Source organism: Micromonospora aurantiaca ATCC 27029, assembly GCF_000145235.1.
Lineage (GTDB): Bacteria > Actinomycetota > Actinomycetes > Mycobacteriales > Micromonosporaceae > Micromonospora > Micromonospora aurantiaca.
This window is the reverse complement of record NC_014391.1, coordinates 2,512,181-2,531,923: the sequence shown is the minus strand read 5'-3', so window position 1 is coordinate 2,531,923 and position 19,743 is coordinate 2,512,181. Positions and strand designations below refer to the sequence as shown.

19 protein-coding genes are annotated in these 19,743 nt (G+C 74.2%); 5 read left to right on the top strand and 14 right to left on the bottom strand.

Annotated elements, in window-relative coordinates; genetic code table 11:
• Positions 1 to 9: 9 nt before the first annotated feature.
• Complete coding sequence (locus MICAU_RS11895) at positions 10 to 480, bottom strand: cyclic nucleotide-binding domain-containing protein (RefSeq protein ID WP_013285560.1); 471 nt, start codon at positions 478 to 480, stop codon at positions 10 to 12.
• Between the two features lie 158 nt (positions 481 to 638).
• Here MICAU_RS11895 and MICAU_RS11890 point away from each other — a divergent pair, with 158 nt between their 5' ends.
• Together MICAU_RS11890 and MICAU_RS11885 are read left to right on the top strand one after the other, a co-directional pair.
• The gene (locus MICAU_RS11890) at positions 639 to 1,547 is read left to right on the top strand and encodes a universal stress protein (RefSeq protein ID WP_013285559.1); all 909 of its coding nucleotides are present in this window, start codon (positions 639 to 641) and stop codon (positions 1,545 to 1,547) included.
• A gap of 70 nt (positions 1,548 to 1,617) precedes the next feature.
• Entirely contained in the window at positions 1,618 to 2,502 is an 885-nt protein-coding gene (locus tag MICAU_RS11885) for a universal stress protein (protein ID WP_013285558.1), read from the top strand.
• Positions 2,503 to 2,680: 178 nt separating this feature from the next.
• On the opposite strand, the gene MICAU_RS11880 is transcribed toward MICAU_RS11885, so the two are convergent.
• Both MICAU_RS11880 and MICAU_RS11875 read right to left on the bottom strand, forming a co-directional pair.
• Positions 2,681 to 3,307 (bottom strand): CE1759 family FMN reductase, encoded by a 627-nt coding sequence (locus tag MICAU_RS11880; RefSeq protein WP_013285557.1) that lies wholly within the window; start codon positions 3,305 to 3,307, stop codon positions 2,681 to 2,683.
• Positions 3,304 to 4,401 (bottom strand): LLM class flavin-dependent oxidoreductase, encoded by a 1,098-nt coding sequence (locus MICAU_RS11875; RefSeq protein ID WP_013285556.1) that lies wholly within the window; start codon positions 4,399 to 4,401, stop codon positions 3,304 to 3,306. Before MICAU_RS11875 ends, MICAU_RS11880 begins: the two co-directional genes overlap by 4 nt.
• A 139-nt stretch (positions 4,402 to 4,540) precedes the next feature.
• Between MICAU_RS11875 and MICAU_RS11870 the strand changes: the two genes are divergently transcribed.
• The 3 genes from MICAU_RS11870 (at position 4,541) to MICAU_RS11860 (ending at position 6,185) form a co-directional block, all read left to right on the top strand.
• On the top strand, positions 4,541 to 5,179 hold the full coding sequence (locus MICAU_RS11870; RefSeq protein WP_013285555.1) for a DNA-3-methyladenine glycosylase: 639 nt from the start codon (positions 4,541 to 4,543) through the stop codon (positions 5,177 to 5,179).
• A 154-nt stretch (positions 5,180 to 5,333) separates the two neighbouring features.
• The gene (locus tag MICAU_RS11865) at positions 5,334 to 5,759 is read left to right on the top strand and encodes a hypothetical protein (RefSeq protein WP_013285554.1); all 426 of its coding nucleotides are present in this window, start codon (positions 5,334 to 5,336) and stop codon (positions 5,757 to 5,759) included.
• A 72-nt stretch (positions 5,760 to 5,831) separates the two neighbouring features.
• On the top strand, positions 5,832 to 6,185 hold the full coding sequence (locus MICAU_RS11860) for an MmcQ/YjbR family DNA-binding protein (protein ID WP_013285553.1): 354 nt from the start codon (positions 5,832 to 5,834) through the stop codon (positions 6,183 to 6,185).
• Between the two features lie 275 nt (positions 6,186 to 6,460).
• Here the strand turns inward: MICAU_RS11860 and argH are convergent, their stop codons facing one another.
• The 11 genes from argH to MICAU_RS11805 all read right to left on the bottom strand — a co-directional run bounded on the left by argH (position 6,461) and on the right by MICAU_RS11805 (position 19,731).
• A complete protein-coding gene (gene argH, locus MICAU_RS11855) occupies positions 6,461 to 7,924 on the bottom strand; it encodes an argininosuccinate lyase (protein WP_030271078.1) in 1,464 nt (487 codons plus the stop codon).
• A 14-nt stretch (positions 7,925 to 7,938) separates the two neighbouring features.
• Positions 7,939 to 9,144: an argininosuccinate synthase gene (locus MICAU_RS11850; RefSeq protein ID WP_013285551.1), complete on the bottom strand. Its 1,206-nt coding sequence runs from the start codon at positions 9,142 to 9,144 to the stop codon at positions 7,939 to 7,941.
• Positions 9,141 to 9,653 (bottom strand): arginine repressor, encoded by a 513-nt coding sequence (locus tag MICAU_RS11845; RefSeq protein WP_013285550.1) that lies wholly within the window; start codon positions 9,651 to 9,653, stop codon positions 9,141 to 9,143. The genes MICAU_RS11850 and MICAU_RS11845 overlap by 4 nt, the downstream gene beginning before the upstream one ends.
• Positions 9,650 to 10,576 carry an ornithine carbamoyltransferase gene (argF, locus tag MICAU_RS11840; RefSeq protein WP_013285549.1) on the bottom strand — a complete coding sequence of 309 codons (927 nt, stop codon included), beginning with the start codon at positions 10,574 to 10,576 and terminating at the stop codon, positions 9,650 to 9,652. The genes MICAU_RS11845 and argF overlap by 4 nt, the downstream gene beginning before the upstream one ends.
• A complete protein-coding gene (locus MICAU_RS11835) occupies positions 10,573 to 11,772 on the bottom strand; it encodes an acetylornithine transaminase (protein ID WP_013285548.1) in 1,200 nt (399 codons plus the stop codon). The genes argF and MICAU_RS11835 overlap by 4 nt, the downstream gene beginning before the upstream one ends.
• Positions 11,769 to 12,656 (bottom strand): acetylglutamate kinase, encoded by an 888-nt coding sequence (argB, locus tag MICAU_RS11830; protein ID WP_013285547.1) that lies wholly within the window; start codon positions 12,654 to 12,656, stop codon positions 11,769 to 11,771. Before argB ends, MICAU_RS11835 begins: the two co-directional genes overlap by 4 nt.
• Entirely contained in the window at positions 12,653 to 13,825 is a 1,173-nt protein-coding gene (argJ, locus tag MICAU_RS11825; protein ID WP_013285546.1) for a bifunctional glutamate N-acetyltransferase/amino-acid acetyltransferase ArgJ, read from the bottom strand. The genes argB and argJ overlap by 4 nt, the downstream gene beginning before the upstream one ends.
• The gene (argC, locus tag MICAU_RS11820) at positions 13,822 to 14,823 is read right to left on the bottom strand and encodes an N-acetyl-gamma-glutamyl-phosphate reductase (protein WP_013285545.1); all 1,002 of its coding nucleotides are present in this window, start codon (positions 14,821 to 14,823) and stop codon (positions 13,822 to 13,824) included. The genes argJ and argC overlap by 4 nt, the downstream gene beginning before the upstream one ends.
• 172 nt (positions 14,824 to 14,995) lie before the next feature.
• Positions 14,996 to 17,590, bottom strand: coding sequence for a phenylalanine--tRNA ligase subunit beta (locus tag MICAU_RS11815; RefSeq protein WP_013285544.1), 2,595 nt, complete (start codon positions 17,588 to 17,590; stop codon positions 14,996 to 14,998).
• A 26-nt stretch (positions 17,591 to 17,616) separates the two neighbouring features.
• Entirely contained in the window at positions 17,617 to 18,678 is a 1,062-nt protein-coding gene (gene pheS / locus MICAU_RS11810; protein ID WP_013285543.1) for a phenylalanine--tRNA ligase subunit alpha, read from the bottom strand.
• A 168-nt stretch (positions 18,679 to 18,846) separates the two neighbouring features.
• Complete coding sequence (locus MICAU_RS11805; RefSeq protein ID WP_013285542.1) at positions 18,847 to 19,731, bottom strand: TrmH family RNA methyltransferase; 885 nt, start codon at positions 19,729 to 19,731, stop codon at positions 18,847 to 18,849.
• Positions 19,732 to 19,743 lie beyond the last annotated feature (12 nt).

Here is a 19,743-nt window from a genome sequence, read left to right as displayed (position 1 = left end):
CGCGCCGGTTCAGCTGGCCGCCGCCGTCGGGTAGCCGTACAGGTCGAGCAGCCGGACCCGGGACGCCTGGAGGCGGTCCACCACCACGCTCATGAACCGGGTGGTGAGCTGACGGCCGAGCGTGTCGTCGGACTCCATCAGCCGGCGTACCCCGTCGGCGTCGAGTTCGACGGCGGTGCTGCGCTGGGTGGCGACCGCGCCGAACTGCCAGCGGTACGGCGGGAACAGCCAGGACCAGCCGAGCACGCCGCCCGGCCCGATCGTCTCGATGCCCACGTCACCACGGCCCGGCACCGGGAAGTCCAGCGCCACCTGGCCGCCGCGGACCAGCCAGAACCGGTCGGCCGGCTGGCCGGCGCGGAACAGCCGGTGCCCGGGGTGCCAGACCACCGGGCGGGCGTAACCGGTGAGCCGGGGCAGCCACTCGTCGGGCAGCCCGGCCAGGAAGGGGTGGACGCGGAGCATCTCCAGCGGGGTCATCGCGCCTCCAGGGTCGACAGGAGGGGAGCACTGGTCCCATTCCACCCCGCCGCCGGCCCGACCGGTAGGGGCCGATGGTCCCGGACGTGCCGGGCGGATCGACTCTGCCCAGGTGGGGGCCGTCGGCGCAGGCTGAAGGGGAACCGAAGGAGGACGTGATGACCGACAGAACCGGTGCCCCCGTCGTGGTGGGCGTGGACGGCTCCCCGTCCGCGCTGGACGCGGTACGGCTGGCCGCACGCGAGGCGGTGCTGCGGCACCGGCCGCTGCGGGTGGTGAACGCCTTCCTGTGGCCGCTGGTCGGCACGCCGCTGGGCATGGTCGCCCCGGTGCTGCCCGACATCGAGCTGCGCCAGGAGGCCGAGAAGCTGGTCGAGGAGGCGGTGGACGAGGCCCGCAAGGTCGACGCGGAGCTGGCGGTGACCGGCGCGGTCGTCGACGGCGGTCCGGTGGCGGTGCTGCTGCGGGAGAGCCGCGACGCCGCGCTGCTCGTGCTGGGTCACCGGGGACTGGGCGGCTTCGCCGAACTCCTCGTCGGCTCCGCCGCGGTGCAGCTCTCCGCCCGCGCGGACTGCCCGGTGCTCGTGGCCCGGGGTGAGGCCCGCGCCGACGGCCCGGTGGTGGTCGGCGTGGACGGCTCCGCGCTGTCGAACGAGGCGGTCGGGTTCGCGTTCGCCGAGGCCGCGGCGCGCGGCGCCGAGCTGGTCGTGGTGCACACCTGGCTGTACCCGCAGCCGGTGACCTACCGGGAGGCGTTCGGCGACGTCGTGCCGCTGGCGTACGACCCGCAGGAGCTGCGCGCCGACGAGCAGCGGGTGCTGGCCGAGGCGATCGCCGGCTGGGCCGAGCGGTACCCGGAGGTCACGGTACGGCCGAAGCTGGTCGCCGCCGCCACCCCGTCCCGGGTGCTCGTCGAGGAGTCCGTCGGCGCGCAGCTGACGGTGGTCGGCGCGCACGGGCGCGGTAGCCTCGGTGCGCTGCTGCTCGGCTCGGTCAGCCACGCCGTGCTGCACCACTGCCACAGCCCGCTCGCCGTCGTCCGGCACCGGGGCGACCGGACCCACTGAGCCGGTTCACCGGCCCGGCCGGGGCCGGCAGCGCCACAATGGCCTGAGCCGACCGGAGGGAAAGCACCAGATGAACCGACCCGTCGTGGCGGGAGTGGACGGATCGCCGTCCAGCCTGGCCGCCGCCGACCTGGCCGCCGCGACCGCCGTCGCCCGTTCCCGGCCGCTGCTGCTCGTGCACGGCTACCTGCACCCGATGGGGTACGGCGTGCCGCTCAACCCGTACGACCTGGGGGTGCCGGCGCCCACCGCGGAGTCGGAGAAGATGCTGGAGTCGGTCGCCGCCGACCTGGCCGAGCGGCACCCGGGCCTGCGGGTGCAGGTACGCCAGGTCGCCGGCGGCCCGGGCGCCACGATGGTCGAGGAGTCCCGCCGCGCCGAACTGGTCGTGGTGGGCAGCCGGGGCGTGGGCGGCTTCGCCGGCCTGCTGCTCGGCTCGGTCAGCGGGCAGCTCGCGCAGCACGGGCACTGCCCGGTGCTGATCGTCCGCCCGGAGGAGCAGCCGATCCCGGTGGACGGTCCGGTGCTGGTCGGCGTGGACGGTTCCGACTCGGCCGCGTACGCGATCGAGCTGGCGGCGGACGAGGCCGACCGGCGCGACGCGGAGCTGGTGCTGATGCACGTCCGGTCGCCCGAACGCGGCGCGGTGGCGCCGGAGGTCGCGGCGGAGGCGTCCACCGCGGCGCGGGCCGAGGCAGCCGGGCTGCTGGCCGAGGCCGCGGCCCGGGTCCGGGCGGCGCACCCGGACCTGCGCGTGGCGGAACGGGCCGTGACCGCCGCCTCGCCGGAGACCGCGCTCCGGGAGGCCAGCGGCGAGGCGTCGCTCGTGGTGGTCGGTTCCCGGGGCCGGGGCGGCTTCGCCGGGCTGCTGCTCGGCTCGGTCAGCCAGGCGCTGGTGCAGCACTCCCACTGCCCGGTGCTCGTCGCCCACCGGCCGGAGCCGGCCGACGACTGACGCGCCGCGCGTCTGGCCGGCCCGCTCCGGACCGGTCCGCCCGGCCAGAGAGATGTCCTGCAAGCGTTATGACTGAGAGGCATATTTATGCCTCTCAGTCATAACGAGCTCTCCGGCGTGGTTCTCCGGCGACGGCCACGGCCGGTAGCTGTCGGGTCCGCGCCGACCCGCCCAGGCGTCAGGACGGGTCGCGGCCGGCGAGCAGGTCGGCGAAGTCGGTGGTGAGCGCGAACGGGTCGGCCGGGCCGGTCGCGGGCGGGCGGCGGTCCACCTGCTCGGCCAGCTCGGCTCCGGCCCGGCGGATCCGGGACCGCAGCGCGCTGTCGCCGTCGTCGCCGGCCCAGTCCTCCGGTGCGGCGAAGACCGCTGTGGGCAGTGTCGCCGCCCGCAGGTACGTGAACATCGGCCGGACCGCGTGCTCCAGCGCCAGCGAGTGCCGGGCGGTGCCGCCGGTCGCCCCGAGCAGCACCGGCTTGCCGGCGAGCGCGTCCCGGTCGACCACGTCGAAGAACGACTTGAACAGCCCGTTGTAGGACGCGTTGAAGATCGGCGTCACCGCGATCAGCCCGTCGGCGGCCGCCACCTCGTCGAGCGTCCGCCGCAGCGCGGCCGGGGCGAAGCCGGTGAGCAGGTGGTTCACCACGTCGTGGGCGTGCTCGCGCAGCTCGACCACGCGCAGTTCCACAGTGGCGCCGCGGCCGGCCAGCTCGTCGCGGGCGGCCGCGGCGAGCTGGTCGGCGAGCAGGCGGGTCGACGACGGCTGGCCGAGACCGGCCGAGACGACCGCGAGGGTACGGCTGGTCATCGCTGCTCCCCGGCCGGGGCGGCGTCGCGGGCGGCCAGCAGACTCGCGTGGGTGGGCGCCTCGGGCACGTGCGCGGGACGCAGCGAGTCGAACTCCTTGCGCAGCACCGGCACCACCTCCTCGCCCAGCAGGTCGAGCTGCTCCAGCACCGTCTTCAGCGGCAGCCCGGCGTGGTCCATCAGGAACAGCTGCCGCTGGTAGTCGCCGACGTACTCGCGGAAGCCCAGCGTGCGGTCGATGACCTGCTGCGGGCTGCCCACGGTCAGCGGCGTCTCGCGGGTGAACTCCTCCAGCGACGGCCCGTGCCCGTAGACCGGGGCGTTGTCGAAGTAGGGGCGGAACTCGCGTACCGCGTCCTGGGAGTTGCGGCGCATGAACACCTGCCCGCCGAGGCCGACGACGGCCTGGTCCGGCGAGCCGTGGCCGTAGTGCGCGTACCGCTCGCGGTAGAGGCCGACCATCCGCTGGGTGTGCTCCTTGGGCCAGAAGATGTGGTTGGCGAAGAAGCCGTCGCCGTAGTACGCGGCCTGCTCGGCGATCTCCGGGCTGCGGATGGAGCCGTGCCAGACGAACGGCGGTACGCCGTCGAGCGGGCGCGGGGTCGAGGTGAACGACTGCAGCGGCGTGCGGAACCGGCCCTTCCAGTCGACCACGTCCTCGCGCCACAGCCGGTGCAGCAGGTCGTAGTTCTCGATGGCCAGCGGGATGCCGTTGCGGATGTCCTGCCCGAACCACGGGTAGACCGGGCCGGTGTTGCCGCGGCCCATCATCAGGTCCACCCGGCCGTCGGCCAGGTGCTGGAGCATCGCGTAGTCCTCGGCGATCTTCACCGGGTCGTTCGTGGTGATCAGCGTGGTCGAGGTGGACAGCAGCAGCCGTTCGGTGCGCGCGGCGATCCAGCCGAGCATGGTGGTGGGTGACGACGGCACGAACGGCGGGTTGTGGTGCTCGCCGGTGGCGAAGACGTCGAGGCCGACCTCTTCGGCCTTGAGCGCGATGGCGGTCATGGCCTTGATCCGCTCACGCTCGGACGGCATCCGCCCGTTCGTGGGGTCGACGGTGACGTCACCGACGGTGAAGACTCCGAACTGCATGACCAGCTCCTCGCGTGGGGTCCGGACCGGTCGGCCCGGGATCGCTCCTCACAACATATTTGACGAGTCAACTATTCCGGTGGCTGCCCACCCCCGCGTGGCCCGGATCACGCGCCGCCCACCGACTACCCTTGCCGCGATGACGTACCCCTGGCTCGACGCACCCGCCGCGCAGGTCGCCGACACCGCGCGGACGCTGCTCGGCTGGACCGTGTCGTCCGGCGTCGTCACCGTCCGGCTCACCGAGGTCGAGGCGTACGCGGGCACCGGCGAGGACGCGGCGTCGCACGCCCACCGCGGGCCGACGCCGCGCAACAGGGTCATGTTCGGGCCCGCCGGGCACGTCTACGTGTACTTCGTGTTCGGCATGCACTGGTGCGCGAACATCGTCTGCGGTCGCGACGGCGAGGCGGCGGCGGTGCTGTTGCGCGCGGGCGAGGTGGTCGACGGCATCGAGACCGCTCGCGAGCGCCGGCCGCGCGCCGCCGACCGGGAGCTGGCCCGCGGGCCGGCCCGGCTGGTCACCGCGCTCGGGCTCGGGCGGGAGGCGAACGGCACCTCGGCGATCGACGGCAGCGGCCCGCTGCTGCTGACGCCACCGGCGAGCCCCGTCGACCCGGCGCGGATCGTCTCCGGGCCACGCGTCGGGGTCGCCGCCGCGCACGACCTGCCGTGGCGGTTCTGGCTGGCGGACGAGCCCAGCGTCAGCGTCTACCGGCGGCACGCGCCGCGCCGCCGGCCCGCTCCGGCCGCCCCGGTGCGGAACTCACCGGCCTGAATCGGCCGTTCCGGGCAACCCGGAACACCCCGCGGCGCGTCTGTCGTGCATGACGCGCCGTCTTCTCACCACTCCCCGGAGGCACGGCGTTGTGCACGAATGACTTTCAACAGGGTGTTGACAACAGGTCATTCTTGGGTGTGGGATGGACGGCATGGTCACCGTGGACAACGACCCGTTCACCGCTCCGGATGCTGCCCAGGCCCGGGCGCACCGCAACTACGCGGCGCTGCTGCGGATCGCCGAGCGGCACGCCGGCACCAACTCCCGCCGCCGGCGCTACGCCCACCCGGACGTGCCCGACGCCTACGAGGCGGCCACGCTGGTGATGGCGCTGGCCGGGGGCGCCGAGCTGGACGAGGGTGAGGAGCCCGTCGACCAGGCCGACCTGATGGCCGCGCTGACGCTGATCCCGCACGTGCGGGCCGAGGTGGACGCGCTGGAGGCCGGCCTGTTGCAGGTGGCCCGCGGCCGGGGCATGACCTGGCAGGCGATCGCCTTCGGGCTGGGGCTGGGCAGCGCCCAGGCGGCCCGGCAGCGCTACGAGCGGCTCACCGTCCGCACCGGCACCGGCGACTGACCGGCCGCCCGGCGGCGCGGGCTGTCACAGCGGCGGGCGAGACTGTGCCGGACGACGGCACGGGAGGACGCGATGACGCGCGAGGAGATGCTGGCCTACTGCCTGGCCAAGCCGGGAGCCTGGCTCGACCGGCCGTGGGAGGGCGACGAGGTGGTGAAGGTGGGCAGCCGCATCTTCGCGTTCCTCGGCTCCCCCGACGGTGAGGCCCGTCTCGGGGTGAAGTGCGGGGCGTCCCGGGAGGTGGCCGACGAGTGGCTGCACCGGTTCCCGGCCGACGCACGCCCCTCCCCCTACATCGGCCGGTCGGGCTGGAACACGCTGCGGCTCTCCGGCGGCATCCCGGACGACGAGCTGATCGAGGCGGCCGACGGTTCGTACGACGCGGTGGTGGCCAAGCTCCCGAAACGCGAGCGCCCCACCGGCTGACCGAAGAACCGGACGGAGCACCGAACAGCGCTGGATCGGACGGTGCACCGAGCGGCGGAGTCCGAAGTCCGAGACCGCAGCCCGAGGTCCCGCAAGGCAGGATCCGCATTCCACAAGGCAGGACCGCTGTAGATCTTGGAAGCTTAGCGCCCCTATGGGGGCCATTTCGTACCAAGATCTCGGCGCGGGGCGCGGGGCGCCGCGTCGGGCGCCCGGCGTGGGGCGTGCGGCTGGTCCGGGACGGGGCGAGCCCTGCCCCGGACCAGCCGCGCAGGTCAGCGGGGTACGACCCGCTCGGCGGCCCACTCCCGCCAGCCGGTCAGCTTGTCCGCCGCGGCGGCGAGCTGGTCGGCGACCGGGCCGGGGCCGGTGGAGCCGGGCGTGATGCGGGCGGCGAGCGCCGAGCGCACCGAGAGCACGTCGCGCACCGAGGGGTCCAGGTGCTCGCTCACCGCGGCCAGGTCGGCGTCGGACACCTCGTCCAGCGCGCAGTCGCGGGCCGCGCACAGCGCCACCAGCTTGCCGGTGATCTCGTGCGCGTCGCGGAACGGCACGTTGCGCCGCACCAGCCAGTCGGCGACCTCGGTGGCCAGCGAGAAGCCCGACGGCGCGCTCGCGACCAGCCGGTCCACCCGGACCGTCATCGTGGAGATCATCCCGGCCAGCGCGGGCAGCAGCAGCTCCAGCGTGTCGACCGCGTCGAACGCCGGCTCCTTGTCCTCCTGCATGTCCCGGTCGTACGTCATGGGCAGGCCCTTGAGCATGGTGAGCACGCTCATCAGGCCGCCGACCAGGCGGCCGGACTTGCCCCGGGCCAGCTCGGCGATGTCCGCGTTCTTCTTCTGCGGCATGATCGACGAGCCGGTGGCGAAGGCGTCGTCCAGCTCGACCCAGCCGAACTCCTGCGAGGTCCAGAGCACCACCTCCTCGCCGAGGCGGGACAGGTGCACGCCGATCATCGCGGTGACGAACAGGAACTCGGCCACGAAGTCGCGGTCGGCGACCGCGTCCATCGAGTTGGCGAACGAGGTGCGGAAACCCAGCTCCTTCGCGACCGCCACCGGGTCCAGCGGCAGTCCCGAGCCGGCCAGCGCGCCCGCGCCGAGCGGGCTGATCGCGGTCCGCTCGTCCCAGTCGCGCATCCGCTCCAGGTCGCGCAGCAGCGGCTGCACGTGGGCCAGCAGCCAGTGCCCGAACGTCACCGGCTGGGCGTGCTGCAGGTGCGTCATGCCCGGCGCGGCGGTGTCCACGTGCCGTTCCGCCTGCTCGACGAGGGCCTCGGCCAGCTCGACCAGCCGGGCCGCCACGCCGCGGGCGTGGTCGCGCAGGTAGAGCCGCAGGTCGGTGGCGACCTGGTCGTTGCGGGACCGGCCGGCGCGCAGCTTGCCGCCGAGGCTGCCGAGCCGTTCCAGCAGGCCACGTTCCAGCGCGGTGTGCACGTCCTCGTCGTCGACGGTCGGGCGGAACGCGCCGGAGGCGCAGGCCGCCTCCAGGTCGTCCAGCGCCGCCAGCATCCGGCCCAGTTCGTCCGGGTCGAGCAGGCCGGCGCCGGCGAGGACCCGGGCGTGCGCGCGGGAACCGGCGATGTCGTACGGGGCGAGGCGCCAGTCGAACTGGACGCTCACCGACAGCCGCGCGAGCGCCTCGGCGGGACCGCCGGCGAACCGGCCGCCCCAGAGGCTCGTCCGGTTGGCGGGGGCGCTGTTCTCGGTCAGGCTCTTGTCGTCCACCCCACCCATTGTGGTGCCCCCCATCAGGCCCCTCCCATCCGGGCGTCCCGTTGCGCGGCCATCGTGCTGGGCAGTCCCCACAGTCGTACGAATCCCTTCGCCAGCGACTGGTCGAACGTGTCGCCGGTGTCGTAGGTGGCGAGGCCGAAGTCGTAGAGGCTCGCCTCGGAGCGCCGGCCGGTGACCACCGCCCGGCCGCCGTGCAGGCGCAGCCGTACCTCGCCGCTGACGTGCCGCTGCGCGTCGTCGATGAACGCGTCCAGCGACCGCTTCAGCGGCGAGAACCAGAGCCCGTCGTAGACCAGCTCACCCCAGCGCTGGTCGACGCCGCGCTTGAACCGGGCCAGGTCCCGCTCGACTGTGACCGCCTCCAGCTCCTGGTGGGCGGTGATCAGGGCGAGCGCGCCGGGCGCCTCGTACACCTCGCGGCTCTTGATGCCGACCAGCCGGTCCTCGACCATGTCGAGCCGGCCCACGCCGTGCGCCCCGGCCCGCCGGTTCAGCTCCCGGATCGCCTGGTACGGGGTGACCGTCTCGCCGTCGATCGCGACCGGGACGCCGTCGTCGAACGTGATCACCACGTCGTCCGGGTCGCGTTCCGACGCCGGGTCCTCGGTGTACGCGTAGAGGTCCTCGACCGGGGCGTTCCAGATGTCCTCCAGGAAGCCGGTCTCCACGGCCCGGCCCCACAGGTTCTGGTCGATCGAGTACGGCGACTTCGCCGACACGTCGATCGGCAGCCCCTTCTCCTCGGCGTACGCGATCGCCTTGTCCCGGGTCCAGGCGAAGTCCCGGGCCGGCGCGACGACCTTCAGGTCGGGCGCGAGGGCGGCCAGGCCGACCTCGAACCGGACCTGGTCGTTGCCCTTGCCGGTGCAGCCGTGCGACACGATCGTGCCGCCGTAGGCGCGCGCCGCCGCGACCAGGTGCTTGACGATCAGCGGCCGGGACAGCGCGGACACCAGCGGGTAGCGGTCCATGTAGAGGGCGTTGGCCCGGATCGCCGGCAGGCAGTAGTCGGCGGCGAACTCGTCGCGGGCGTCGACCACCTCGGACTCGACGGCGCCGCAGTCGAGCGCGCGCTGCCGGATCACTGTCATGTCCTCGCCGCCCTGGCCGACGTCGACAGCGACCGCGATCACCTCCGCGCCGGTCCGCTCGGCCAGGTACGGGATGGCGACCGAGGTGTCCAGGCCCCCGGAGTACGCGAGCACGACCCGCTCGGTCACGAGGTGCCCCCTTCGACTGGGTCGTCGCGGCGGGCCCACGCGGCGAGCCGCTCACCCAGCGCGGCGCCGCCGTCGGCCTCGCGGGCCACGACGAGGATGGTGTCGTCGCCGGCGATGGTGCCGACGATCTCGGACAGGCCGGCCCGGTCCAGTGCGCTGGCGAGGTACTGCGCCGCGCCCGGCGGGGTGCGCAGCACCGCGATGTTGCCGCTGGAGTCGACGCCGTTGAGCAGCTCCCGCAGCAGCCGGATCAGCCGGGCCGGTGCGCCCTCGGCGTCGCGCAGCGGCCGGTGCCCGTCCTCCGGGATCAGGTAGACGCCCCGCCCGTCGCCGCCACGCGCGGTCACCGCTCCCAGTTCCTTCAGGTCGCGCGACAGGGTGGCCTGGGTGACCTGGATGCCGTCGCCGGCGAGCAGGTCGGCCAGCTCGGTCTGCGAGTGGATGGGGGTGTCGCGGATCAGCTCGACGATGCGGGCGTGCCGCGCGGCGCGGGTCAGCGGAGCGGTCATGCGGATTCCTCCAGGAGAAACGTCAGCAGCGCCTTCTGGGCGTGCAGCCGATTCTCCGCCTGGTCGAACACCGCGCTGTGCGGGCCGTCGAGCGCCTCGTCGGTGATCTCCTCGCCCCGGTGGGCGGGCAGGCAGTGCAACACGATCACGTCGGCGTCGGCGTGGCCGAGCAGCGCGGCGTTGACCTGGTACGGCAGGAACGGCGTGGTCCGGTCCAGTCCGTCCTCCTCCTGCCCCATCGACGTCCAGGTGTCGGTGGCGACGACGTGCGCGCCGCGTACCGCCTCGGCCGGGTCGGTGAGCACCTGGACCGAGCCGCCGGTGGCGGCGGCGATCTTCTCGGCGCGGGCCACGATCTCCGGGTCGGGCTGGAACCCGGCCGGGCCGGCGATCCGCACGTGCATCCCGGCGGTCGCGCCGGCCAGCAGGTACGAGTGCGCCATGTTGTTCGCCGCGTCGCCCACGTACGTGAGGATCCGCCCGGCGGTCCCGCCGAACCGTTCCCGCACGGTGAGCAGGTCGGCCAGCAGCTGGCAGGGGTGGTACGTGTCGGTCAGCGCGTTGACCACCGGCACCGTCGCGTGCGCGGCGACCTCGGCGATCCGGTCGTCGCCGTGGGTGCGCAGCACGATCGCGGCGACGTAGCGGGACAGCACCCGGCCCGCGTCGGCGAGCGTCTCGCCCCGGCCGAAGTGGGTGACCTGGGTGTCCACCACGAGCGGGTGCCCGCCCAGCTCGGCGATGCCCACATCGAAGGAGATCCGGGTGCGCAGGCTCTGCTTGTCGAACAGCACCGCCACCGACTTCGGCCCGGTCAGGGGCTGGTGCGCGTACCGGTCGGCCTTCATGCGGGCGGCGAGGTCGAGCACGGCGGCCTGCTCGGCGGGCGTGAGGTCGTCGTCGCGCAGGAAGTGGCGGATCATGCGGGAGCCTCCGTCGGGGTCGTGGCGTCGGGCGCGGCGGCGGACAGCGCGGCCGGCAGCGCGGCGAGGAACGCGTCGGCCTGCGCCGCGGTGAGGATCAGCGGCGGGGCGAGCCGGACCACGTCCGGCTGCACCGGGTTGACCAGGAAGCCCGCCTCGCGCAGCGCTGCCGCGGCGGCGGCGGAGACCGGCTGGTCGAGCACGATGCCGAGCAGCAGGCCGGAGCCGCGTACCTCACGGACCAGCGGGTGCCCGAGCGCCTCGACGCCCCGGCGCAGCCGCTCGCCGATCCGCTTGACGTGGTCGAGCAGGCCCTCGTGCGCGATCGTGGAGACGACAGCGAGCGCGGCGGCGCAACTGATCGGGTTGCCGCCGAACGTGGTGCCGTGCGAGCCGGGGGTGAGCAGGTCTGCGGCCCGGCCGAAGGCCAGGCAGGCGCCCAGCGGCAGCCCGCCGCCGAGGCCCTTGGCGAGCGTGACGACGTCCGGCTCGACGCCCTCGGCCTGGTGGGCGAACCAGTGGCCGGTCCGGCCGACGCCGGTCTGCACCTCGTCGAGCACCAGCAGCGCGCCGTGCGCGGCGGTGATCCGCCGGGCCGCGGCCAGGTAGCCGGGCGGCGGGACGACCACGCCGTTCTCGCCCTGGATCGGCTCGATGATCAGCATGGCGGTGTCGTCGGTGACCGCCTCGGCCAGCGCGTCGGCGTCGCCGAACGGCACGTGGGTCACGTCGCCGGGCAGCGGGCGGAACGGGTCGGCCTTCGCGGGCTGCCCTGTGAGCGCCAGCGCGCCCATGGTCCGGCCGTGGAAACCGCCGTGGGTGGCGACCACGTGCCGGCGGCCGGTGAGCCGGGACAGCTTGAACGCGGCCTCGTTGGCCTCCGCGCCGGAGTTGGCGAAGAACACCCGGCCCGGGCGGCCGGCCAGCGCGAGCAGCAGCTCGGCCAGCGCCACCGGCGGCTCGGCGACGAACAGGTTCGACACGTGCCCGAGCGTCGCGACCTGCTTGCTGACGGCTGCGACCACCGCCGGGTGGGCGTGGCCGAGCGCGTTGACGGCGATGCCGCCGAGCAGGTCGACGTACTCCCGGCCGGTCTCGTCGACCACGACGGCGCCGGAGCCGGAGACGAGCGCCAGCGGCGGCGTGCCGTAGTTGTCCATCATGGTGGCGTTCCACCGCTGCACCAGCGTGCTCATGACTCGATCACCATCGTTCCGAAGCCCTCCGACGTGAACACTTCCAGCAGCGTGGAGTGGGCGACCCGGCCGTCGACGACGTGCGCGGCCGGTACTCCCCCGCGCACCGCCCGCAGGCAGGCCTCCATCTTCGGGACCATGCCCGACTCCAGGGACGGCAGCAGCTTCGCCAGGTCGTCCGCGGTGATCTCGCTGATCAGGCTGGACGTGTCGGGCCAGTCGGCGTACAGGCCGGGCACGTCGGTCAGCACGACCAGCTTGCGGGCGTCCAGCGCCACCGCCAGCGCGGCGGCGGCGGTGTCCGCGTTGAGGTTGTGCAGCACCCCGTCGGCGTCCGGCGCGACTGTCGAGATGACCGGGATCCGGCCGGCCTCGATCAGGTCGGTGACCGCCGAGACGTTCACCGACTCCACGTCGCCCACCTGGCCCACGTCGACCGCTTCGCCGTCCACGTACGCGGGACGGCGCACCGCTGTGAACAGCCCCGCGTCCTCGCCGGAGAGGCCGACCGCGTACGGGCCGTGCGCGTTGATCAGCCCGACCAGTTCCCGGCCGACCTGACCGACCAGGACCATCCGGACCACGTCCATCGCCTCCGGGGTGGTGACCCGCAGGCCGCCCCGGAACTCGCTGGCGATGCCGAGGCGGCCGAGCATGGCGGAGATCTGCGGGCCGCCGCCGTGCACCACGACCGGCTTCAGGCCGGCGTAGCGCAGGAACACCATGTCGGCGGCGAACGCCCGCTGGAGTTCGGGGTCGACCATGGCGTTGCCGCCGTACTTGACCACGACCGTGGCGCCGGAGAAACGGGCCAGCCAGGGCAGCGCCTCGATCAGCGTGGCGGCCTTGGCCTGGGCCCGGGTGAGGTCAGCGGAGAGGTTCATGTGGAGTAGGCCGAGTTCTCGTGGACGTACGCATGGGACAGGTCGTTGGTCCAGATGGTGGCGGTGTCGGCGCCGGCGTGCAGGTCGATCCGGACCGTGACGCCGCGGCCGGTGAGGTCCACCTTGGCGCGGTCCTCGGCGGCGGCGCCGCCCCGGCACACCCAGATGCCGTTGACCGCGACGTCCACGCCGTCCGGCTCGAACACGGCGGCCGTGGTGCCGACCGCGGCGAGGATCCGGCCCCAGTTCGGGTCGTTGCCGAACAGCGCGGTCTTCACCAGGTTGTTGCGGGCCACCGTGCGGCCCACCTCGACCGCGTCGTCCTCGCTCGCCGCGCCGACCACCTCGATCGCGACCTCCTTCGTCGCGCCCTCCGCGTCGGCCAGGAGCTGCTGGGCCAGGTCGTGGCAGGCGGCGGTGACCGCGGCCGTCAGCTCCTCGGCGGTCGGCTCGATGCCGGAGGCGCCGCTGGCCAGCAGCAGCACCGTGTCGTTGGTGGACATGCAGCCGTCGGAATCGATCCGGTCGAACGTGATCCGGGTGGCGGCGCGCAGTGCGGCGTCCAGGGCGTCCGGCCCGGCCACCGCGTCGGTGGTGAGCACGCAGAGCATGGTGGCCATGGCCGGGGCGAGCATGCCCGCGCCCTTCGCCATGCCGCCGACGGTCCAGCCCGTACCCTGCGCCACAGTCGTCTTGGGCCGGGTGTCGGTGGTCATGATCGCCTCGGCGGCCGCCGGGCCGCCGTCGCGGGACAGGCCGCGCACCGCCTCGCGTACGCCGGGAAGCAGTTTGTCCATCGGCAGCCGCTCGCCGATCAGGCCGGTCGAGCAGACCGCGACCTCGCCGGCGCCGACGATCAGCCGCGCGTTCGCCGCGGTGATCGCGGCGGCGGTGTGCTCGGCGGTGGCGTGGGTGTCCTGGAAGCCGGCCGGGCCGGTGCAGGCGTTCGCGCCGCCGGAGTTGAGCACCACGGCGCGCACGACGCCGCCGTGCACGACCTGCTGGCTCCACAGCACCGGCGCGGCCTTGACCCGGTTGGCGGTGAACACACCGGCCACACCGGCGTCCGGGCCGTCGTTGATCACGAGGGCGACGTCGGCGGCGCCGGAGGACTTCAGTCCGGCCGCGACACCTGCGGCGCGGAACCCACGGGGGACGGTGACGCTCACGGGGCCACTCCAAACACGGACAGACCGGTGGTCTCGGGGAGACCCACCATCAGGTTGGCGTTCTGCACGGCCTGGCCGGCCGCGCCCTTGCCCAGGTTGTCGATCGCGCTGACCACGATCACCCGGCCCGAGTCGACGTCCACAGTCGCCTGGAGGTGGCAGGAGTTCGACCCGGCGGTGGCCGCGGTGTGCGGCCACGATTCCTCGGGCAGCACGTGCACGAACGGCGCGTCGGCGTAGGCGGCGGCCAGCACCGCGCGCGGGTCGGCGTCGCCGGTGGGCACCGCGGTGACGGTGGCCAGGATCCCCCGGGGCATCGGCGCGAGCACCGGGGTGAAGGACAGGCCGGTCGCGCCGGTGGCCTGCTTGATCTCCGGCACGTGCTGGTGCGCGCCCACCTTGTAGGGGGTCAGGTCGCCCATCACCTCGCTGCCGAGCAGGTGGGCCTTGGCGGCCCGGCCCGCGCCGGAGGTGCCGGAGGCGGCGACCACCACCACGTCGTCGGGGCGTACCGCGCCTGCGGCGATCAGTGGCGCCAGCGCCAGCGTGGTCGCCGCCGCGTAGCAGCCGGTGCTGGCGACCCGCGTCGCGGCGGCGATCTCGGCCCGCTGGCCGGGCAGCTCGGGCAGCCCGTAGGTCCAGGCACCGGCGTGCTCGCCGCCGTAGTAGCGGGACCAGGCGGCGGCGTCACGCAGCCGGTGGTCAGCGCCGAGGTCGACCACCTTGACCGGGTCGGGCAGCGCCGCGGCGAGCGCCGCGGACTGCCCGTGCGGCAGGGCCAGGAAGACCAGGTCCGCGTCGGCGAGGGTCGCCGGTTCGGTCGCGGCGAACACCAGGTCGAGGCCCGCGAGGTGCGGGTGTACGGCGGTGACTGGCTGACCGGCCTGGCTGTGTGCGGTGGCGGCGATCAGCTCGAACTCGGGGTGACCGGCGAGCAGGCGCAGCAGTTCGCCCCCGGCGTATCCACTCGCCCCGGCCACGGCAACCCGAATGCCCATACCCACCTCCGCATGACTATGCAGAGAAGAGTACCGGTCGGGGCAGCGCCACCGCAAGGTCATACGGCGCGTTGCATAGCCATGAGATGACGTTCACCAGCGGCTCGCGTGAGCCGGCGTGTTAAAAGGGGCCCCCTCCTCTACCGGAGGCGTTAAGAGGGGGCCCCTCCTTTCATGCGCCGCGCAGGGTGGCGCCGAAACGCTCGGCGGCTACCGCTACCGCCGCGTCGCGCGCGGCCACCGCCTCCTCGCCCGCGAGGGTCCGGTCCGGGGCGCGGAACGTCAGCTTGTACGCCAGCGACTTGCGTCCCTCGCCGAGCTGCTCGGAGGTGTAGACGTCGAACAGGCGGACGTCCTCCAGCAGCGCGCCCGCGCCCTCGACCAGCGCCGCCCGCACCTCGGCCGCCGGCACCGAGTCGTCCACCACCAGCGCCACGTCGATCAGGGCCGGCGGGAACGTGGAGATGGTCGGCCCGGCCGCCAGCGGGGCGGCGGGCAGCGCGTCCAGGTCCAGTTCCATGGCGCTGGTACGCCGGGGCAGCTCCAGCGCGGCCAGCACGGCCGGGTGCAGCTCACCGGCGTGGCCGACGACCACGTCGTCCACCACCAGTTCGGCGCAGCGGCCCGGGTGCCAGGGCGCCCGCTCGCCGGCCCGTACCGTCACCCGGTCGGCGGGGATCCCGGCGGCGTCGAGCACCGCCCGGCCCGCCTCGACGGCGTCCGCCCAGCCGGCCGTGCGGCCCGCGCCCCACCAGCCGGCCGGTTCGATCTCGCCGGTGAGCGCCACCGCGACGTGCCGGGGCTGGGCGGGAACGACCGCGTCGGCGGCGGCGAACTCCTCGTCGGTGGGCCGCCGGTCCACGCCCATCGCGGGCGGGGTGCCGGCGCCGGGACGCGGGTGGAAGACCGTGCCGATCTCGTAGATCGCCACGTCCCGCTGGCCCCGGCCGACGTTGCGCTTGACGATGCCGAGCAGCGGGCCGAGCAGCGTGGTGCGCAGCAGCGGCTCCTCCTCCGACAGCGGGTTCGCCAGCCGTACCGCGGGGCGGCGCGGGTCGTCGGCGGGCAGGCCGAGCTGGTCGACCAGTTCCGGCGCGACGAACGGCTGCGCCAGCACCTCGACGTAGCCGCGCTCCGCGAGCGAGCGGGCGACGGCCCGGCGGCGCTGCTGCTGCCAGGTCAGGCCCCGGCCGGGCGGCGCGGTGGGCAGCACCGACGGCACGCGGTCGTAGCCGTCGAGGCGTACCACCTCCTCCACCAGGTCGGCCGGGTCGGTCAGGTCGGGCCGCCAGCTCGGCGGCGTGACGGTCAGCACCTCACCGGCACCGGCGCCCGGGCCGACCCCGGCCGTGCCGACGGCGCCCGGGTCCTCGGCGAGCCGGTCGGTGCCGCGGGTGACGGTGCAGCCGACCTGCTCCAGCAGCTCGACCACGCGGTCCGGCGAGTAGGTCACGCCGACGCGCCGCGACGGCAGGTCCACCGGCAGCGTGACAGGCGTACGCGGCGCGACGTGGTCGATGTCGAGCACCTCCTCGCCTGCCGTACCACCGGCGAGGTCGGTGAGCAGCCGGACCGCCTTTTCCAGCGCGACGAGCGGCAGCGCCGGGTCCACGCCCCGCTCCCAGCGCTTCGCGGCCTCGCTGAACAGCTTGTGCCGCCGCGCGGTACGGCCGACGGTGGCCGGATCCCAGTGCGCCGCCTCGAACAGCACGTTCGTGGTGGAGGCGAGCACCTCGCTGGTCTCGCCGCCCATCACCGCGGCGAGCGAGATCGGAACGCCGGCGTCCTCGCCTGCGAGGGCGTTGGGCAGCCCAGCGTCGCAGATGACCAGGTCCTCGGCGGACAGCGTGCGGTTGACCCCGTCCAGCGTGGTCAGCTTCTCCCCCGCCTCGGCGCGGCGCACCACGAGCGTGCCGGCGATCCGGTCCGCGTCGAAGGCGTGCATCGGCTGGCCGAGTTCGAGCATCAGGTAGTTGGTGATGTCGACGGCGAGCGAGATGCTACGCACCCCGGCCACCGTGAGCCGCTGCCGCATCCAGCCGGGCGTCTCGACCGTCGGGTCGACGCCGCGCACCATCCGCGCCGCGAACCGGTCGCAGCCGACCGGGTCACGGACCTCGACCGGGTACGCCGGCTCGGCGGTCGCGCCGGGCGCGGGCGCGTCGGCCGGGTCGCGGAACGGCACGCCGAGCGCGTGCGACAGCTCCCGGGCGATGCCGCGCACGCTCAGCGCGTACCCGCGGTCCGGGGTGATCTCCATCTCGACCACGACGTCGTCCAGGCCGACGACGGGCCGGGCGTCGTCGCCGGGCTGGGCCTTGACGTCCTCGGGCAGCACGACGATGCCCGAGTGGTCGTCGCCGAGCCCCAGCTCCTGCGCCGAGCAGATCATGCCGTGGGAGTTGCGCCCGTACGTCTTGCGCGCGCCGATCGCGAACCCGCCGGGCAGCACGCCGCCGGGGAGGATCACCACGACCTTGTCGCCCACGGCGAAGTTGCGCGCCCCGCAGACGATCTCCTGCGGCTCACCGGTGCCGTTCGCGGCGCCGACGTCGACCCGGCAGAAGCGGATCGGCTTCTTGAAGCCGGTCAGCTCCTCGATCTCCAGGACCTCGCCGACGACCAGCGGGCCGGTGACCGACTCGCGCAGGTCCACCACGGACTCGACCTCGATGCCGAGGTCGACCAGCGCCTGCTCCAGGTCGCCGGTGGGCAGGTCGGCCGGCAGGTCCACGTACTCCCGCAGCCAACTGACAGAGACTCGCATGACTGTTAAACCACCGTTCCCGTAGCTCAGGCGCCGAACGCGCGGGTGAACCGCACGTCGCCCTCGGCCATGTCCCGCATGTCACTGACGCCGTGCCGGACCATCACGGTCCGGTCGATGCCCATGCCGAACGCGAATCCGGAGTAGACCTCCGGGTCGATGCCGCAGGCGCGCAGCACCCGCGGGTTGACCATGCCGCAGCCGCCCCACTCGACCCACTGCGGACCGTCCCGGTGCTCCGGGAACCAGACGTCGAACTCCGCCGACGGCTCGGTGAACGGGAAGTAGTGCGGCCGCCAGCGCGTCTTCGCACCCTCGCCGAACATGGCCCGGGCGAAGTGGTCGAGCGTGCCGCGCAGGTGCGCCATGGTGATGCCCTTGTCCACCACGAGGCCCTCGACCTGGTGGAACACCGGCGCGTGGGTGGCGTCCAGCTCGTCGGTGCGGTAGACCCGGCCGGGCACCACCACGTAGATCGGCGGCTTGCGGCTGAGCATGGTGCGCGCCTGCACCGGCGACGTGTGGGTGCGCAGAACAAGGCCCGAGCCTTCGGGTGCGATGTGGAACGTGTCCATCAGGCCGCGCGCCGGGTGGTCGGCCGGGATGTTCAGCGCGTCGAAGTTGGTCCACTCCAGCTCGACCTCGGGGCCCTCGGCCACCTCGTACCCCATGCCGATGAACAGGTCGCTGATCTGCTCCATCAGCACGCTCAGCGGGTGGCGGGCGCCGCGCGGCCGGCGGTCGTACGGCAGGGTCACGTCGACCCGCTCCTCGACCAGTACCCGCGCGGCCCGTTCCCGGTCCAGGATCTCCTGCCGGGCGGCGTACGCGGACTCGATGGCCCGGCGGGCCTCGTTGACCCGCTTGCCGGCGTCGGCCTTCGCGGCCGGCGGCAGCGCGCCGATCTCCCGGCGGGCCAGCGACACCGGGGACCGGTCACCGAGGTGCGCGGGGCGCAGCGCGGTGAGCGCGTCCGGGTCGGTGGCCTCGGCGAACGCCTTCTCGGCGTCGGCCACGGCCCCGGCCAGGGCGTCCGGGTCGAGCAGGGCGACCTGCTTCGGGTCGTACGGATCGTTGCGGTAGCTCATGGTGAACGGGCACTCCCTCACGGCGGCGCCGACCCTCGCGGGTGGCTAGGCGAGTCTACGGACGCGCGGCTTCGCCGCAGCCCGCCGGTGGGGAGTCGTGCAGGGGGAAGGGTCAGGCCCGCCGCCCGCCGACACCGGCGGGCTGGCTAAACGAACGCCGTGGCGCGTTCATGACGAGGCGGACTCCCCTGCTGTCTCTCGCGTGCCCCGGGGGACACGCAGTGCTCTGGCGGAAGAATACAGGCAGACGGCCGCCGCCGCAGCCAGGTTCAGGCTCTCCGCGCGCCCGTGCAGCGGCACCCGGACCCGGGCGTCGGCGGCGGCGGTCAACTCGTCGGGCAGGCCGTGCGCCTCCGAGCCGAACAGCCACGCGGTGGGGGCGGCCAGCCGTCCCGCGTCGGCGAGGTCGTCCAGGTCGCTGTCGCCGTACCCGGTGGTGGCCAGGATCTCCAGGCCGGCGGCCCGCAGCGCCTCGACGGCGGCGAGCGGGTCGGCGGCGCGCACCACGTCGACGTGGAAGAGGCTGCCGGCGGAGGCCCGCACGCACTTGCCGTTGTAGGGGTCGACCGCCTCGCCCGCGAAGATCACAGCGCCCGCGCCCGCCGCGTCGGCGGTACGCAGCACGGTGCCGGCGTTGCCCGGGTCACGGATCCCGGCGAGCACCGCGACCAGGCGCGGCCCGCGCGCCACTGCCTGCTCCAGGGGTACGTCGAGGTGCCGGCACACCGCCACCAGGCCCTGCGGCGCGACGGTCTCGGTGAGCGCCGCGAGCGCGTCGTCGGTCACCTCGGAGACCGGCACGTCGGCGCGGGCGGCGGCGGCCGCGAGGTCGGCGTACCTGTCGAGCGCCGCCGGGGTGCCGAACAGCTCGACCACGGTGCCGGTGCGGGCGAGCGCCTCCCGGACCGCCTGCGGCCCCTCGGCCAGGAACCGGCCGGCCTGGTCGCGGTCGCGCCGGCGCTGCAACCGGCGGGCGGCAACGACCCTCGGGGTACGCGGGGTGAACGGTCCGGGAACGGCGTCGAGGCGCCTCCCCTGCGACTGTGACTGCATGGGAGACGCCTC